Below are 16,035 nucleotides of genomic sequence, written 5' to 3' on the forward strand. Positions count from 1 at the left end.
ATGTCGGATCAGGGAGATGCGTCGTTGACCAATGACCCCGGTTCCGGTTTCGCCGCAGTGTGGAATGCCGTCGTCGCTGAGCTCAACGGAGAACCCAACACTGATGGTGATGCCGGCACCGGCACCACTTTGACCAGTCCACTAACCCCCCAGCAAAGAGCTTGGTTGAACCTCGTCCAACCGCTCACCATCGTTGAGGGGTTTGCTCTGCTGTCGGTCCCGAGCAGCTTTGTGCAAAACGAGATCGAACGCCACCTGCGCACCCCGATCACCGCAGCGCTGAGCCGTCGGCTTGGACAACAGATCCAGCTCGGGGTCCGCATCGCCCCGCCGCCCGCCGACGATGATGACGATTCGGTGGTCGCTGCGGTCGAGGACCCCGGCCTCGAAGCGTCACCAGAAACGTCACAAGAAGTCTCCGACGAGATCGATGACTTTGGCGAAAACGCGCCAAATTCGCGGCAAAGCTGGCCGACGCACTTCAAGAAGCGCTCAACCGACGCTGATACCAGCGCTAGCGCCGGCGGTACCAGCCTCAACCGCCGCTACACGTTCGACACCTTCGTCATCGGAGCCTCCAACCGATTCGCGCACGCGGCCACTCTGGCGATCGCCGAGGCACCCGCCCGTGCCTACAACCCACTTTTCATCTGGGGCGAGTCCGGACTGGGCAAAACACACCTGCTGCACGCCGCGGGGAACTACGCACAGCGTTTGTTCCCGGGCATGCGCGTCAAATACGTGTCCACCGAGGAATTCACCAACGACTTCATCAACTCGCTGCGTGATGACCGCAAAGTCGCCTTCAAACGCAGCTACCGCGACGTCGACGTATTGCTCGTCGATGACATCCAGTTCATCGAAGGCAAAGAAGGTATCCAGGAAGAGTTCTTCCACACCTTCAACACGTTGCACAACGCGAACAAGCAGATCGTGATCTCCTCGGACCGGCCGCCCAAACAGCTGGCCACTCTCGAAGACCGGCTCAGAACCCGGTTCGAGTGGGGACTGATCACCGACGTTCAACCCCCCGAGCTGGAAACCCGCATCGCGATCTTGCGTAAGAAGGCGCAGATGGAGCGACTCGCGGTGCCCGACGATGTCCTAGAACTGATCGCCAGCAGCATCGAACGCAACATTCGCGAACTCGAGGGTGCGCTCATCCGTGTCACCGCGTTTGCCTCGTTGAACAAGACGCCCATCGACAAGGCACTTGCCGAGATCGTGCTGCGTGATCTGATCGCCGACGCCGGCACCATGCAAATCAGCGCGGCCACCATCATGGCTGCCACCGCCGAGTACTTCGACACCACGGTCGAGGAGCTCCGCGGCCCTGGCAAGACCCGAGCGCTGGCTCAGTCGCGACAGATCGCGATGTACCTGTGCCGGGAGCTCACTGACCTGTCACTACCCAAGATCGGCCAGGCATTCGGGCGCGACCACACCACGGTCATGTACGCCCAGCGCAAGATCCTGTCCGAAATGGCCGAGCGCCGTGAGGTCTTCGATCACGTCAAGGAGCTCACCACCCGCATTCGGCAGCGCTCCAAGCGCTGATCCGCGGCCGGCTCCAGTAATTTCTGCAAAAAAACTTCTCTCACGTTAGTCACACGAGTTACACGACACCGGTGTGTGTAGTCCTGTGCACAAACGGCTGCAGACATTCATGTAATTTTCGGACTGGAGTGCACACCGCCCGTCCCATCCCCAACAGGCCAACACAGACCACACAGCCACCCGCAGCCTGATCCACAGCCCCACCGGTCCTCTAGCTGCGTCAAGACCCGGCTGTCCCCAGAATTAACACCCCTTATTACTGTTATTGAGATCTCTTCGATGTTTGTTCTTTGAAGAACAGCGTTGGGGACATCCGCTACACAGCGCCGCATCGCAGCGCGTGTCGGCTGACTTGTCGTCACTGACAGCGAGCTTTCAAGTTCGGGCTTGAAGCTCTACGGTTGGTGTTCGACTGTCGTTGCGGACGTCTTGGTGTAACTACACGCCACTGACGTACGAGGCGGTCAGTCCCACCTGCCGGCGACAAAGTCGGCTCATGGATTTACGGATTTTGAACTCACTGTTAGGTGAAGGGACGCAATGGACGCGGCTACGACACGAGCTGGTCTCACCGACTTGAAATTTCGTTTGGTGCGCGAGTCCTTCGCCGATGCGGTGTCGTGGGTCGCAAAAAACTTGCCCACCAGGCCTGCGGTGCCGGTGCTGTCGGGAGTGTTGTTGACCGGCTCCGACGAGGGGCTGACCATCTCGGGTTTTGACTACGAGGTTTCCGCAGAAGTCCGGGTTCCCGCCGAAATCGCTTCTCCTGGAACGGTTTTGGTATCCGGGCGATTGCTGTCCGACATTACCCGGGCACTGCCGAACAAGCCGGTCGACTTCTACGTCGACGGTAACCGCGTCGCGCTGACCTGTGGGAACGCCAGGTTTTCACTTCCGACGATGGCGGTTGAGGATTACCCGACGCTGCCCACACTGCCCGAGGACACCGGCACGCTGCCCGCCGAGCTGTTCTCCGAGGCGATCGGTCAGGTCGCCATCGCCGCAGGTCGTGATGACACCTTGCCCATGTTGACCGGTATTCGTGTCGAGATCTCAGGCGAGAAAGTGGTTTTGGCGGCTACCGACCGGTTCCGCCTGGCAGTTCGCGAGTTGACCTGGAATGCGTTGTCCCCCGACATCGAGGCGGCGGTGTTGGTGCCGGCCAAGACCCTGGGCGAGGCGGCCAAAGCCAACACCGATGGTTCGGAAGTCCGGTTGTCGTTGGGCGCCGGTATGGGGGTTGGCAAGGACGGCCTGCTGGGTATCAGCGGTGACGGCAAGCGCAGCACCACGCGGCTCCTTGATGCGGAGTTTCCCAAGTTCCGTCAGCTGTTGCCGGCCGAACACACCGCGGTGGCCAGCGCCGATGTGGCTGAGCTGACCGAGGCGATCAAGCTGGTCGCCTTGGTGGCCGACCGCGGCGCCCAGGTGCGCATGGAGTTCGCCGATGGAATGTTGCGGCTTTCGGCCGGAGCCGATGACGTCGGACGGGCCGAAGAAGACATTGCCGTTGAGTTCGCGGGTCAACCCTTGACCATCGCGTTCAACCCGACATATCTGATCGACGGGTTGGCCTCGTTGCATTCCGAGCGGGTGTCGTTCGGTTTCACCACGCCGGGCAAGCCGGCGCTGTTGCGGCCGGCGTCCGCTGAGGACCGGATTGTCAGCGGTCCCGGGGATCAAGGTCCCTTCGCGGCGGTGCCGACCGACTACGTCTATCTGTTGATGCCGGTTCGGTTGCCGGGCTGACCACCATGGTGCCGAAATAGGTGTACGTCCGGCATTTGGGATTGCGTGATTTCCGTTCGTGGGCGCACGCGGATCTTGAACTGGGGCCCGGACGAACGGTGTTCGTCGGTCCGAACGGATTTGGCAAGACCAATATCATTGAGGCGCTGTGGTATTCGGCCACATTGGGGTCGCACCGGGTCGGTACCGACGCGCCGTTGATCCGCGCGGGTGCCGACCGAGCGGTGATCTCGACGATCGTGGTCAATGACGGTCGAGAATGTGCGGTGGACCTGGAGATCGCCGCCGGCCGTGCTAACAAGGCGCGGTTGAATCGATCACCGGTGCGCAGCACGCGCGAGGTGATCGGTGTTTTGCGGGCGGTGTTGTTTGCCCCCGAAGATCTGGCCTTGGTGCGTGGGGACCCAGCGGATCGTCGCCGCTACCTCGATGACTTGGCGACGTTGCGCCGACCGACCATCGCCGGCGTGCGGGCCGACTATGACAAGGTGCTGCGGCAGCGCACCGCATTGCTGAAATCCGTTTCAGGAGCACGGTTTCGGGGAGACCGCGGCGCGTTGGACACCTTAGATGTATGGGACAGCCGGCTGGCTCAACATGGTGCGGAACTGATGGCGGCCCGCATTGATTTGGTGCGTCTACTGGCACCGGAAGTGGAAAAGGCATATCAGCTGCTGGCGCCGGAGTCGCGGTCAGCGGCGATCGCGTATCGAGCCAGCATGGATGCATTCGTGGCTGCCGACGACGCCGCGCCGGATCGTGTCACCCTGGAAGAAGGGTTGTTGGCGGCGTTGGCCGCGCGCCGTGATGCCGAGTTGGAGCGGGGTGTGTGTCTGGTGGGTCCGCACCGTGACGACTTGGAATTGCATCTCGGCGACCAGCCGGCAAAAGGCTTTGCCAGCCATGGGGAGTCGTGGTCGATGGCGGTGGCGCTGCGGTTGGCGGCCTTCGCGCTGCTGCGCGCCGACGGTAGCGAACCGGTCTTGTTGCTCGACGACGTGTTCGCTGAGCTCGATGCCGCCCGCCGCATGGCTTTGGCAAGGGTCGCCGAGTCGGCCGAACAAGTCTTGGTAACCGCGGCGGTGCTCGAAGACATCCCTTCGGGCTGGGATGCTCGCAAGGTGCATATCGATCTGCGTGACAGTGCGGACGGACGGGTGTCGGTGGTGCAATCGTGAGCGATGACGGCGAACAGCCCGGGCCCGGTGACGGCGCAGCACGTGACGAATTGCCCGGCATGGACTTGGTGCGGCGTACTTTGGAAGAAGCGCGGGCGGCAGCTCGCGCCCGTGGCCAAGACCCGGGGCGAGGTTTCGCCGCGGGGCCCGCGCCGCGACGTGTGGCGGGGCGACGCCGTCGGTGGTCAGGGCCAGGGCCGGACACCAGGGATCCGCAACCGCTGGGCAAGCTGACGCGCGACTTGGCGAAAAAGCGCGGGTGGTCCGGTCACGTGGCGGAAGGCACCGTGCTGGGTCAGTGGAGTCAGGTGGTCGGGTCGCAGATCGCCGATCATGCAACGCCCACGGCGCTGAATGAGGGTGTGTTGAGTGTGACTGCCGAATCGACGGCGTGGGCGACACAGTTGCGGATCATGCAATCACAACTGTTGGCCAAGATCGCCGCAGCGGTGGGCAACGGCGTGGTGACCTCGCTCAAGATCACCGGCCCGGCCAGTCCGTCGTGGCGCAAAGGGCCCCGGCACATCGCTGGTAGAGGGCCTCGCGACACCTACGGCTAGGACCCACGCGGACAAATGCGACCCCTTGAATCGAGTCCACGGCCATGGAGGTCTCAGATCGGCTAGGACGAGATGGACCCGCATCTCCAACGTCGGGACGCATCGGGAAGCAAGATATCGAGCGCACGGCGCAGTTAGATAGGTAGAAACGCGCCCAGAGAATCGGTGCGGACAACCACTCACGGTAGAGTGGAGGAGCGACTGCTGCGGTGACTGGACCGCGCGCATCCAACCCCGAGGAGAACATTCGGACCGTGGCTGCCCAGAAGAAGAAGGCACAAGACGAATACGGCGCTTCGGCGATCACCGTTCTCGAAGGCCTCGAGGCCGTCCGTAAACGCCCCGGTATGTACATCGGGTCCACCGGTGAGCGCGGTCTGCACCACCTGGTGTGGGAGGTCGTCGACAACTCGGTGGACGAGGCGATGGCCGGCTACGCCACCCAGGTGAACGTGCGGCTGCTCGATGACGGCAGTGTCGAGGTCGCTGACAACGGCCGAGGCATTCCGGTCGCGATGCACGCCACCGGCGCCCCGACCGTCGACGTTGTCATGACCCAACTGCACGCCGGCGGCAAGTTCGGCGGCGAGAACAGTGGTTACAACGTCAGTGGTGGTCTGCACGGCGTGGGTGTGTCGGTGGTCAACGCGCTGTCCACCCGACTGGAAGTCGACATCAAGCGCGACGGATACGAGTGGTCGCAGTTCTACGACCGCGCCCAGCCGGGCACCCTCAAACAGGGCGAGGCAACCAAGAAGACCGGAACCACCATCCGGTTCTGGGCCGACTCGGACATCTTTGAGACCACCGAATACGACTTCGAGACGGTGGCGCGGCGCCTGCAGGAGATGGCGTTCCTCAACAAGGGCCTGACCATCAACCTCACCGACGAGCGGGTCACCCCGGACGAGGTCGTCGACGACGTCGTCAGTGATACCGCCGAAGCACCAAAGTCCGCCCAGGAGAAGGCCGCCGAATCGACCGCGCCGCACAAGGTCAAGAGCCGCACCTTCCACTATCCCGGCGGTTTGGTCGATTTCGTCAAGCACATCAACCGCACCAAGAGTCCGATTCAGCAGAGCATCGTCGACTTCGAGGGCAAGGGCTCCGGCCACGAAGTCGAAATCGCGATGCAGTGGAACGGCGGCTACTCGGAGTCGGTGCACACCTTCGCCAACACCATCAACACCCATGAGGGTGGAACGCACGAAGAGGGCTTCCGCAGTGCGTTGACCTCGGTGGTGAACAAGTACGCCAAAGACAAGAAGCTGCTCAAGGACAAGGACCCCAACCTCACCGGTGACGACATCCGCGAGGGGTTGGCCGCGGTCATCTCGGTGCGGGTGGCAGAGCCGCAGTTCGAGGGTCAGACGAAGACCAAGCTGGGCAACACCGAGGTCAAGTCGTTTGTCCAGAAGGTTTGTAACGAGCAGCTCACCCACTGGTTCGAGGCCAATCCTTCGGAAGCCAAAACCATTGTGAACAAGGCGGTATCCTCGGCGCAGGCACGTCTCGCCGCGCGCAAGGCGCGAGAGTTGGTGCGTCGCAAGAGCGCAACCGATCTCGGTGGGCTGCCCGGCAAGTTGGCCGACTGCCGCTCGACAGATCCGCGTAAGTCGGAACTGTATGTGGTGGAGGGTGACTCGGCCGGCGGCTCGGCAAAGAGTGGCCGCGATTCGATGTTCCAGGCGATCCTGCCGCTGCGCGGCAAGATCATCAATGTCGAAAAGGCACGCATCGACCGAGTCCTGAAAAACACTGAAGTCCAGGCGATCATCACCGCGTTGGGTACCGGTATTCACGACGAATTCGACCTCTCGAAGCTGCGCTATCACAAGATCGTCTTGATGGCCGACGCCGACGTCGACGGCCAACACATCTCCACATTGTTGTTGACCCTGTTGTTCCGCTTCATGCGTCCGCTGATCGAGAACGGCCACGTGTTCCTGGCACAGCCGCCGCTGTACAAGTTGAAGTGGCAGCGCACCGAACCCGAGTTCGCCTACTCCGATCGGGAGCGCGACGGCCTCCTCGAGGCTGGGCTCAAAGCCGGCAAGAAGATCAACAAGGAAGACGGCATTCAGCGTTACAAAGGTCTGGGCGAGATGGACGCCAAGGAGCTGTGGGAAACCACGATGGACCCATCGGTTCGGGTGCTGCGCCAGGTGACCCTCGACGATGCGGCGGCCGCCGACGAATTGTTCTCCATTCTGATGGGCGAAGACGTCGATGCACGCCGCAGCTTTATCACCCGTAATGCCAAAGACGTTCGGTTCCTGGACGTTTAGACCCCGAGTCCGCGTTTTGACTGAGCAAACGAGGAATAGATGACAGACACGACGCTGCCGCCTGGTGGTGAAGCTAGTGACCGGATAGAACCGGTCGACATTCAGCAGGAGATGCAGCGCAGCTACATCGACTACGCGATGAGCGTCATCGTCGGCCGGGCCCTGCCCGAAGTCCGCGACGGGCTCAAGCCGGTACACCGCCGTGTGCTCTATGCGATGTATGACTCCGGGTTCCGGCCAGACCGCAGTCACGCCAAGTCGGCGCGCTCGGTCGCCGAAACGATGGGTAACTACCACCCGCACGGTGACGCGTCGATCTATGACACCTTGGTGCGGATGGCGCAGCCGTGGTCGCTGCGGTACCCGCTGGTCGACGGTCAGGGCAACTTCGGGTCGCCGGGTAATGACCCGCCGGCGGCGATGCGGTACACCGAGGCTCGCCTGACCCCGTTGGCGATGGAGATGTTGCGTGAAATCGACGAGGAGACAGTCGATTTCATCCCGAACTACGACGGTCGGGTGCAGGAACCGACGGTGTTGCCCAGCCGGTTCCCCAACCTGTTGGCCAACGGGTCCGGCGGCATCGCGGTCGGCATGGCCACCAACATCCCGCCGCACAACTTGCGTGAACTCGCCGAAGCGGTGTTCTGGTGCCTGGAAAACCACGACGCCGACGAAGAGGCGACGCTGGCCGCGGTCACCGAACGCGTCAAGGGACCTGACTTCCCCACCTCGGGTCTGATCGTCGGTACCCAAGGCATCTCCGATGCCTACAAGACCGGTCGCGGTTCCATCCGGATGCGCGGAGTCGTCGAGATAGAGGAAGATTCGCGCGGCCGGACATCACTGGTCATCACCGAGCTGCCGTATCAGGTCAACCACGACAACTTCATCACCTCGATCGCCGAGCAGGTTCGCGACGGCAAACTGGCGGGCATCTCCAATATCGAGGACCAGTCCAGCGACCGGGTGGGCCTGCGGATCGTCGTCGAGATCAAACGCGACGCCGTGGCCAAGGTAGTCCTCAACAACCTCTACAAGCACACCCAGCTGCAGACCAGCTTCGGCGCCAACATGCTGTCCATCGTCGATGGCGTACCGCGCACCCTGCGTCTGGACCAGATGATCCGCTACTACGTCGAACACCAACTCGACGTGATCATCCGCCGCACCACCTACCGGCTGCGAAAAGCCAATGAGCGGGCCCACATTCTGCGCGGTCTGGTCAAGGCGCTCGACGCGCTCGACGAGGTGATCGCACTGATCCGGGCCTCGCAGACGGTCGACATCGCCCGCGCCGGGCTGATCGAACTGCTCGACATCGACGAGATCCAGGCCCAGGCCATCCTGGACATGCAGCTGCGGCGGCTGGCCGCCCTGGAACGTCAGCGCATCGTCGACGACCTGGCCAAGATCGAGGCCGAGATCGCCGATCTGGAAGACATCCTGGCCAAACCGGAACGCCAGCGCGCCATCGTGCGGGACGAACTCGCCGAGATCGTCGACAAGCACGGCGACGACCGTCGTACCCGGATCATCGCCGCCGACGGCGAAGTGAGCGATGAGGACTTGATCGCCCGCGAGGACGTCGTCGTCACGATCACCGAAACCGGTTACGCCAAGCGGACCAAGACCGACCTGTACCGCAGCCAGAAGCGCGGCGGCAAGGGCGTGCAGGGTGCCGGTCTCAAGCAAGACGACATCGTCCGGCACTTCTTCGTGTGCTCAACGCATGACTGGATCTTGTTCTTCACCACCCAGGGCCGGGTCTATCGGGCCAAGGCCTACGAACTGCCCGAGGCGTTACGCACCGCGCGTGGGCAGCACGTGGCGAACCTGTTGGCATTCCAGCCCGAGGAACGCATCGCTCAGGTCATCCAGATCAAGAGCTATGAGGATGCGCCCTACCTGGTGCTGGCCACCCAGAACGGGTTGGTGAAGAAATCCAAGTTGACCGACTTCGATTCCAACCGCTCCGGGGGGATCGTGGCGATCAACCTGCGGGGTGAAGACGAACTCGTTGGCGCCGTGCTGTGCTCGTCCGAGGAAGACCTGTTGCTGGTCTCGGCGAACGGTCAGTCGATCCGGTTCTCGGCGACCGACGAGGCGCTGCGGCCGATGGGCCGGGCCACCTCCGGCGTGCAGGGCATGCGGTTCAACGCCGATGACCGGCTGCTGTCGCTGAATGTGGTCCGAGAGGGCACCTATTTGCTGGTGGCCACGGCGGGCGGCTACGCCAAACGCACCGGGATCGAGGAGTATCCGGTCCAGGGCCGCGGCGGCAAGGGCGTGCTGACCATCATGTACGACCGCCGGCGCGGCCGGCTGGTCGGCGCGCTGATCGTCGATGACGACAGTGAGCTCTACGCGATCACCTCCGGTGGCGGCGTCATCCGTACCGCGGCTCGCCAGGTCCGCAAGGCGGGACGGCAGACCAAGGGCGTTCGGTTGATGAACCTCGGCGAGGGTGACACGCTGTTGGCCATCGCCCGCAACGCTGAAGAGAACGCCGACGAAGCTGTCGCGGAAGCAACCGACACCGACGAGTCCAGCAACTAGGGCCGGGGCGGGGTACACCCGCCCTGGGGCAAAGCGTGGGGCCATTAGACTCAGCGACCTGGGTACATACGTTAGGAGTCCGGGTGACCTCACCGAACGATCCAGGCGCCCCCAATATGGGCGACAACTTCAATGGGGATGCCGCGGTCGACCGTTCCGGCGTACACCGGGCGGGGACGGGGCCAGGCCGGCTACCCGATCCAGCGGATTCACCGCCCTGGCAGCGGGGTGCGGCGCGACCGGGAAACCCGGGGCCACGCCCACCCGAACAGTCCGGTGAGGGGCGGGTGCCCGGTCCGACGTCGGCCGCCGACGCCCGGCTGAGCCGCTTCATCTCCGGTACGTCGGCGCCGGCCGGCGCGCCGGCTCCGGTCAAGGCCCCGCCGCCGGAGGCCGACGCCCCACCGGTGCGTGGCGAGAGCCTCCCCGCGGAGGCCTACGCCAGCGAACTGCCCGATCTGTCCGGACCGGCTCCCCGACCCGTGCAGCGCAAGCCCGCACCCGATCGCGGGGCGGACAATTCTGGGGCCCATCCGGTGGCCGGTGCGGCACGGTCGGCGGCCGCCGAAGCTCGGGAGTCGCGGGAATCGCGCTTCCAGGTGTCGTCTCGGCGGGCGGCGCGTGGCCCGGTACGGGCCAGCATGCAGATCCGACGGATTGATCCGTGGAGCACGCTGAAGGTGTCGGCGCTGCTCTCGGTGGCGCTGTTCTTCATCTGGATGATCGCGGTGGCCTTCCTGTACCTGGTTCTGGGCGGGATGGGCGTGTGGGCCAAGCTCAACAGCAACGTCGGCGACCTGCTGAACAACACCAGCGGCAGTAGCGCGGAGCTGGTCTCCAGCGGAACCATCTTCGGCGGTGCCGTGCTGATCGGCTTGGTGAACATCGTTTTGATGACAGCGATGGCCACCATCGCGGCATTTATCTACAACCTGGCGACCGATCTGATCGGCGGTATCGAGGTCACCCTGGCCGATCGCGACTAGCGGTTTTGGGAGTCGGGCACCCATTGCGGTAATCTCGTCGCTCGGCCGTATGCGCAATACGGGCCTATAGCTCAGGCGGTTAGAGCGCTTCGCTGATAACGAAGAGGTCGGAGGTTCGAGTCCTCCTAGGCCCACGACCATGTGCCCATCAAGACATAGCGTGCGGCTCGTGTTGCTGCTGGTAGCGACTGCTGTGGTAGCAGCATCGGTGCGGGCACGGCGCGGCGTCGAGGTCTGGCACGTGGCGCCGGATCCGGATTCTGGATTCGTACCCGGTTACCCACCCGGTCACGACGAGGGGCCTTAGCTCAGTTGGTAGAGCACCGCCTTTGCAAGGCGGGTGTCAGGGGTTCGATTCCCCTAGGCTCCACAAATCATCTGTCTGACCTCGGCTGGTCGCCCACTCCCCCGACATGAGGGTCGTTGCGCGCCGAACTCGTCACACTGACCATGCGCGCATTGCGATGTTGCGGATTTGCTCCCGATCACCGAATCAAGGATCAATCGTGGTGGATGTGAACCGACCCGACTATGTACTGGGCCATTCGGACTACGAGTTGGGCCGCCTGGGCCGCCAGGCCATGCTGCTGGACGCGACCACGCGCGAGTACCTGGCCACCGCGGGCCTCGAGCCCGGGATGCGGGTGCTCGATGTGGGCAGCGGTCCCGGAGACGTCGCGTTTCTCGCCTCGGAGCTGACGATGCCCGGCGGCGAGGTGGTCGGAACGGACCGGGCGGCCGGCGCGGTGAGCGCGGCATCGGCGACCGCGGCGGCGCGGGGGCTATCCGAAACCGTTAGCTTCCGGCTGGGTGACCCCGCCGACTTGAGCTTCGAGCGGCCATTCGATGCGATTGTGGGCCGCTACGTCCTGACCTTCCAGGCCGATCCCGCCGCCATGCTGCACCGACTGTCTCAACATCTGGTGCCTGGCGGGATCGTGGCGTTTCACGAGCCGGACTGGAGTGCCGTCCGCTCGTCGCCGCCGGCGCCCACCCACGACCGCTGCTGTCATTGGATCCGCGAGGCGTTGGACCGCACCCACACCTCCTGGAACATGGCCGACCGCCTACACGACGCCTTCATCGGTGCCGGGCTACCGGCACCGACGTTGACCATGCGGACCTTCATCGGGGCGGGGCGTGCGGCCGCGGTGTGGCTACAAGCCCTTGCCGATCTGGTTGAGACGCTGCTGCCAACCAGCCAGGCCCAGGGTGTGGCGACCGCGACCGAGGTCGGAATTGAAACGCTGACGCAGCGGCTGCTCGAGGAGGCCAGCGACCTGGGCGCGACGGTTATCGGACGCTCCGAGGTCGGAGCGTGGACTCGCACCCCGCGCAGCGGCTAGCACCGGACCCAGGACGGGCCGGTCACGTCAGCCGCCGGTCCGGTTCGCGTTGGCGTGAATCGCCTCACGACAGTAGGCCGCGAGCCCCGGCAGCCCGAATGATTCGTCGTAGGTCGCGATGTACCTGGGGTCGCTCACGTACATGTCGCCCAGGTTGCGGTGAAAGGCCGGCGGGCAGTCGTAGAACCAGCGATTCACGTGGCGGCGGTGTTGCTCCGCCGCGTTCATCGCCTCCTCGGAGTCGGCCGGCAGCCCAGCGCGGAAGGCGTCGGACAAGGCCTTTTCAACGGCTTGGCCCTCGGCCTTGATCCGAACCCACTCGTCCTTGCCGTAGGACTTGGTGCGGCGTTGGGACTCCTTCCACTGCGCGGTCTCGCCCCACTTCTGCTCGGTCTCGGCCCGGTAGTCGTCGAAGCCGTCACCGAAGAGTTCGCGCATGTCGTCGTCGGTCATGGGGGTGTTGGTCATGGCTTTCTCCAATGCCTGGTCGATTGCCTCGACGAGGTCCTTCATCTCATCGAGTCGCGCCATGACGCGTTCGCGCTGACGAACCAGGTGGCTGACCGCATTGCCCTCGTCGAGCAGCCGCGCGATCCGGTCGAGCGGCAGCTCGAGTCGGCGATAGACGATGACCTGGGACAGGCGCGTCAGGTCCGCCGACGTATAAACCCGGTAACCCGAGGCCGCACGTCGACTCGGGATCAACAACCCGATTTCGTCATAGTGGTGAAGCGTGCGCACCGTGATGCCAAATCGCTCCGCGACCTGGCCCACGGTGAGTCCGTCCACCGGCGTCTCCTGCGTCACGTCGATCAGGTTGGTGCCTCACGTCGCGTGAGGGTCAAGCCTTCGTGATGGCCGGCCTAGTTGCCCGAGTCCGTGGGCACGCTAAGCGAGTCCTAGGGACGCGGCTGGACGTCAACGCTGGGTGGGCGCGGGGACGGCTCGGGCTGCGACGAACGGCGCACCACGGTGAATGCCACCGCACCGCCGGCCACGACAACCACGGTGACCGCCCCGGCAATCACCCAGGGACGCTTACTGCGGCCCTGCTTGCGCCGGGCCTCCTGAATCACCTGGGGCAGATTGGCGACCACTTCTTGAGCGGCGGCCAGCTCCTGGGCAATCGCTTCCTGAGCGGCGGCAACCTCGCGGGCCAAGCGGCCCTGACGGTACCGGCGGCGAAGCTCCGACGCGGTCGACTGCGCAGAGTGCACCCCGAGTCCCACAACACCTCGGGTCACATCCACCGGCCCCACCGCCGTGTAGGTCAGCCCGCGGGTCAGTCGCTCCCGTGGCGTCAACCGTGCTTCCGCCTGCTCGCTCATCTGCCGCCTCTCTACTGTCGTGCCAAACCGTCTTGCCAGGCCCTGGCCCAGAGCTACTCCGGTCCCTCCACAGACTGCCACCATTAGGGCGTTCGCGGGCCCATTGCCCGCACACGGCTTCCGACGAGTCGGAATGACACCGGCTGCGGCCGGGCCCGTCTGTAATGGCAGACTGTGATTCCGTGACTAACAGCCCAATTCAGACTGCAACCGCCACGCTGCACACCAACCGCGGGGATATCAAGGTCGCCCTCTTCGGGAACCACGCTCCCAAGACCGTTGCCAACTTTGTCGGCCTTGCGCAGGGCACCAAGGAATATTCGACCCAGAACGCATCCGGTAGCACCTCTGGCCCGTTCTACGATGGCGCTGTCTTTCACCGGGTGATCCGGGGCTTCATGATCCAGGGCGGCGACCCCACCGGCACCGGCCGCGGCGGACCGGGCTACAAGTTCGCTGACGAGTTCCACCCGGAGCTGCAATTCGACAAGCCCTACCTGCTGGCGATGGCCAACGCCGGGCCGGGCACCAACGGCTCGCAGTTCTTCATCACCGTCGGCCCGACGCCGCACCTGAATCGGCGCCACACGATCTTCGGCGAGGTGAGCGACCCGGACTCACAGGGTGTGGTGGAGGCGATCGCGACGACCTCCACCGACGGCAGCGACCGGCCCACCGAACCGGTCGTGATCGAGTCGATCACTATTTCCTGACACCTTCAGCTCAACGTTTACCGCGGCCGGCATAGCCGGCCGCGGTAAGCGCGTCGAGTACGTCGAGCGGATCGGTACCGAGATCCCACCGCGACAAGACGAACATGGCGTCGTTGTCCGCCTCGATCTCGAGCAAACGGACCGTGCGCGCATGGCGACGGAATTCGTTGATCCGGATGATCTTGATGCTGGCGGGGCGCAGCAGCTGAGTCCGCAGCCAGCCGCGGATCGCTAGGCCCTCACGCGTGATTGCCAGCTTTGGCCGCGCGCGCCACGATCCGCCCGCAAACAAGATCAGACCCAGTGCGGCAACGCCTGCCAGAATGCGCCCAGGCGGGTCTGTGACGACAGTCACAGCGGCGGTAGCCATCAAAACGCCAGCGAGCGCACAACCAGCGATTCCCGCCGTCCGCGGCGACCATTGTGTTTGCTGCATGCGCTACTTCAGCCCTCCGACCACGGGGGATACGGTTATCCACAGACGCTATCAACAGTGGGGATAAATCACACGCGTGTGATTGAACTACAAAAGAGTTGCTGGCGCGGTGACCCACCTACCCAGTAATGAATTCATTACGGGTGTGGTATGGGTCAGTGCCAGCGCATCGTGAGCAACAATCCGGTGATCATGAAAGCGAACGCGATCGCGTAGTTCCACGGACCCAGCTGAGCCATCCAATTGAGCGCCGCGGGAGCTTGACTACCGACGGCAGCCAACTGGAACACCATCAACCAGACCAGGCCGATGAGCATCAAACCGATGAACAACGCGACGAACCAGACGCTGGAAGGGCCGACCTTCACCTTCACTGGGGTGCGGCTCACCGGCTTGACGGTGAAGTCGTTCTTCTTACGGACCTTCGACTTGGGCATTGGTACCTCGAAATACCTCAACAACACAATGAGCGGGACAGGACTGCAACGATTACGGTTGCAGCATTAGGCATAGCTTTGCCACGAGACTAACCCAACCGGCCCTGTGACCAGGAAATGGAGGCGGCATGACCGATGAGCGCCGCTCGCCGTGGCGCTTCGGCGTTCCGCTGGTGTGCCTACTGGCAGGTCTGCTGCTGGCCGCCACTCACGGGGTCTCCGGCGGCGCGGAAATCCGCCGCAGCGATGCACCACGACTGGTGGACCTGGTCCGTCAGTCGCAGTCATCGGTCAACCGCCTCAGCGCTGAGCGCGATGCCCTCACCGCGCGGATCGACGCGAACCACCTGCGGTCCTCTGATGCCGCCCTGACGGCGATGCTGCGCCGAGCCCGCGAGTTGGCCAGCGAGGCGGATATGGATCCGGCACACGGCCCGGGCCTGGTGGTCACGCTCAACGACGCGCAGCGCGACGCCAACGGCCGCTTCCCGCGCGACGCCTCCCCCGATGACCTGGTGGTGCACCAACAAGACATCGACGCCGTTCTCAACGCGATGTGGAGTGCCGGCGCTGAGGCGATTCAGATGCAGGACCAGCGCATCATCGCCAACTCGGTGGTTCGCTGCGTCGGCAACACCCTGTTGCTCAACGGTCGCACCTACAGCCCGCCCTACATCATTACCGCGATCGGTGATGCGGCCGCGATGCAAGCGGCGCTGGAGGCAGCGCCACTGGTGGTCCTGTACAAGCAGTATGTGGTGCGGTTCGGTTTGGGCTACCGCGAGGAAGCCAAATCCGATGTGAATGTCGCCGGGTACTCCGAACCGGTCCGGATGCACTACGCGCAGCCGCTCGGTCCGGTGGGCTACTGAGCCGACCAGAACTCGGGCCGGACGGT

The 16,035-nt window shown here is 64.0% G+C and carries 14 protein-coding genes and 2 tRNA genes; 12 read left to right on the forward strand and 4 right to left on the reverse strand.

The features are described 5' to 3' along the window. Positions 1 to 24: 24 nt before the first annotated feature. From dnaA to CCUG20998_RS00050, 10 genes are all read left to right on the forward strand, one after another. Positions 25 to 1,557, forward strand: coding sequence for a chromosomal replication initiator protein DnaA (gene dnaA, locus CCUG20998_RS00005; RefSeq protein WP_036457103.1), 1,533 nt, complete (start codon positions 25 to 27; stop codon positions 1,555 to 1,557). A gap of 540 nt (positions 1,558 to 2,097) precedes the next feature. Further along, on the forward strand, positions 2,098 to 3,306 hold the full coding sequence (gene dnaN, locus CCUG20998_RS00010) for a DNA polymerase III subunit beta (protein WP_012392010.1): 1,209 nt from the start codon (positions 2,098 to 2,100) through the stop codon (positions 3,304 to 3,306). A gap of 20 nt (positions 3,307 to 3,326) precedes the next feature. Continuing rightward, positions 3,327 to 4,484, forward strand: a complete 1,158-nt coding sequence (gene recF / locus CCUG20998_RS00015) for a DNA replication/repair protein RecF (RefSeq protein WP_020731179.1) — start codon at positions 3,327 to 3,329, stop codon at positions 4,482 to 4,484. Continuing rightward, a complete protein-coding gene (locus CCUG20998_RS00020; RefSeq protein ID WP_036456822.1) occupies positions 4,481 to 5,044 on the forward strand; it encodes a DUF721 family protein in 564 nt (187 codons plus the stop codon). Before recF ends, CCUG20998_RS00020 begins: the two co-directional genes overlap by 4 nt. A gap of 254 nt (positions 5,045 to 5,298) precedes the next feature. Then, entirely contained in the window at positions 5,299 to 7,332 is a 2,034-nt protein-coding gene (gene gyrB / locus CCUG20998_RS00025) for a DNA topoisomerase (ATP-hydrolyzing) subunit B (protein ID WP_020731182.1), read from the forward strand. Between the two features lie 39 nt (positions 7,333 to 7,371). After that, positions 7,372 to 9,891: a DNA gyrase subunit A gene (gyrA, locus tag CCUG20998_RS00030; protein ID WP_020731183.1), complete on the forward strand. Its 2,520-nt coding sequence runs from the start codon at positions 7,372 to 7,374 to the stop codon at positions 9,889 to 9,891. Between the two features lie 83 nt (positions 9,892 to 9,974). Then, positions 9,975 to 10,877 carry a DUF3566 domain-containing protein gene (locus tag CCUG20998_RS00035; RefSeq protein WP_020731184.1) on the forward strand — a complete coding sequence of 301 codons (903 nt, stop codon included), beginning with the start codon at positions 9,975 to 9,977 and terminating at the stop codon, positions 10,875 to 10,877. A gap of 60 nt (positions 10,878 to 10,937) precedes the next feature. Next, positions 10,938 to 11,011 (forward strand) — tRNA-Ile (locus CCUG20998_RS00040). A 163-nt stretch (positions 11,012 to 11,174) separates the two neighbouring features. Further along, positions 11,175 to 11,247 (forward strand) — tRNA-Ala (locus CCUG20998_RS00045). Between the two features lie 136 nt (positions 11,248 to 11,383). Next, positions 11,384 to 12,223 (forward strand): class I SAM-dependent methyltransferase, encoded by an 840-nt coding sequence (locus CCUG20998_RS00050; RefSeq protein WP_231389804.1) that lies wholly within the window; start codon positions 11,384 to 11,386, stop codon positions 12,221 to 12,223. Positions 12,224 to 12,250: 27 nt separating this feature from the next. Here CCUG20998_RS00050 and CCUG20998_RS00055 read toward each other — a convergent pair whose 3' ends face one another. Both CCUG20998_RS00055 and cwsA read right to left on the reverse strand, forming a co-directional pair. Beyond that, entirely contained in the window at positions 12,251 to 13,012 is a 762-nt protein-coding gene (locus CCUG20998_RS00055) for a MerR family transcriptional regulator (protein ID WP_020731187.1), read from the reverse strand. Positions 13,013 to 13,122: 110 nt separating this feature from the next. Further along, a complete protein-coding gene (gene cwsA / locus CCUG20998_RS00060; RefSeq protein WP_020727528.1) occupies positions 13,123 to 13,551 on the reverse strand; it encodes a cell wall synthesis protein CwsA in 429 nt (142 codons plus the stop codon). Positions 13,552 to 13,715: 164 nt separating this feature from the next. Between cwsA and CCUG20998_RS00065 the strand changes: the two genes are divergently transcribed. Further along, positions 13,716 to 14,264, forward strand: coding sequence for a peptidylprolyl isomerase (locus CCUG20998_RS00065; protein ID WP_011738416.1), 549 nt, complete (start codon positions 13,716 to 13,718; stop codon positions 14,262 to 14,264). Between the two features lie 10 nt (positions 14,265 to 14,274). Here CCUG20998_RS00065 and CCUG20998_RS00070 read toward each other — a convergent pair whose 3' ends face one another. Together CCUG20998_RS00070 and crgA are read right to left on the reverse strand one after the other, a co-directional pair. After that, on the reverse strand, positions 14,275 to 14,700 hold the full coding sequence (locus CCUG20998_RS00070) for a PH domain-containing protein (RefSeq protein WP_036456828.1): 426 nt from the start codon (positions 14,698 to 14,700) through the stop codon (positions 14,275 to 14,277). Positions 14,701 to 14,855: 155 nt separating this feature from the next. Further along, positions 14,856 to 15,137 carry a cell division protein CrgA gene (gene crgA / locus CCUG20998_RS00075; RefSeq protein WP_011738418.1) on the reverse strand — a complete coding sequence of 94 codons (282 nt, stop codon included), beginning with the start codon at positions 15,135 to 15,137 and terminating at the stop codon, positions 14,856 to 14,858. A 128-nt stretch (positions 15,138 to 15,265) separates the two neighbouring features. On the opposite strand from crgA, the gene CCUG20998_RS00080 reads away from it, so the two are divergent. After that, positions 15,266 to 16,009: a DUF881 domain-containing protein gene (locus tag CCUG20998_RS00080; RefSeq protein ID WP_015353890.1), complete on the forward strand. Its 744-nt coding sequence runs from the start codon at positions 15,266 to 15,268 to the stop codon at positions 16,007 to 16,009. Positions 16,010 to 16,035 lie beyond the last annotated feature (26 nt).

Source organism: Mycobacterium marinum, assembly GCF_003391395.1.
Classification (GTDB): Bacteria; Actinomycetota; Actinomycetes; order Mycobacteriales; family Mycobacteriaceae; genus Mycobacterium; species Mycobacterium marinum.

Coding starts and splice junctions, on each gene's coding strand:
- dnaN (WP_012392010.1), top strand. CDS start 2,098: ATGGACGCGGCTACGACACGAGCTGGTCTCACCGACTTGAAATTTCGT.
- gyrA (WP_020731183.1), top strand. CDS start 7,372: ATGACAGACACGACGCTGCCGCCTGGTGGTGAAGCTAGTGACCGGATA.
- cwsA (WP_020727528.1), bottom strand. CDS start 13,551: ATGAGCGAGCAGGCGGAAGCACGGTTGACGCCACGGGAGCGACTGACC.
- CCUG20998_RS00065 (WP_011738416.1), top strand. CDS start 13,716: ATGGCAGACTGTGATTCCGTGACTAACAGCCCAATTCAGACTGCAACC.
- CCUG20998_RS00070 (WP_036456828.1), bottom strand. CDS start 14,700: ATGCAGCAAACACAATGGTCGCCGCGGACGGCGGGAATCGCTGGTTGT.
- crgA (WP_011738418.1), bottom strand. CDS start 15,137: ATGCCCAAGTCGAAGGTCCGTAAGAAGAACGACTTCACCGTCAAGCCG.
- CCUG20998_RS00080 (WP_015353890.1), top strand. CDS start 15,266: ATGACCGATGAGCGCCGCTCGCCGTGGCGCTTCGGCGTTCCGCTGGTG.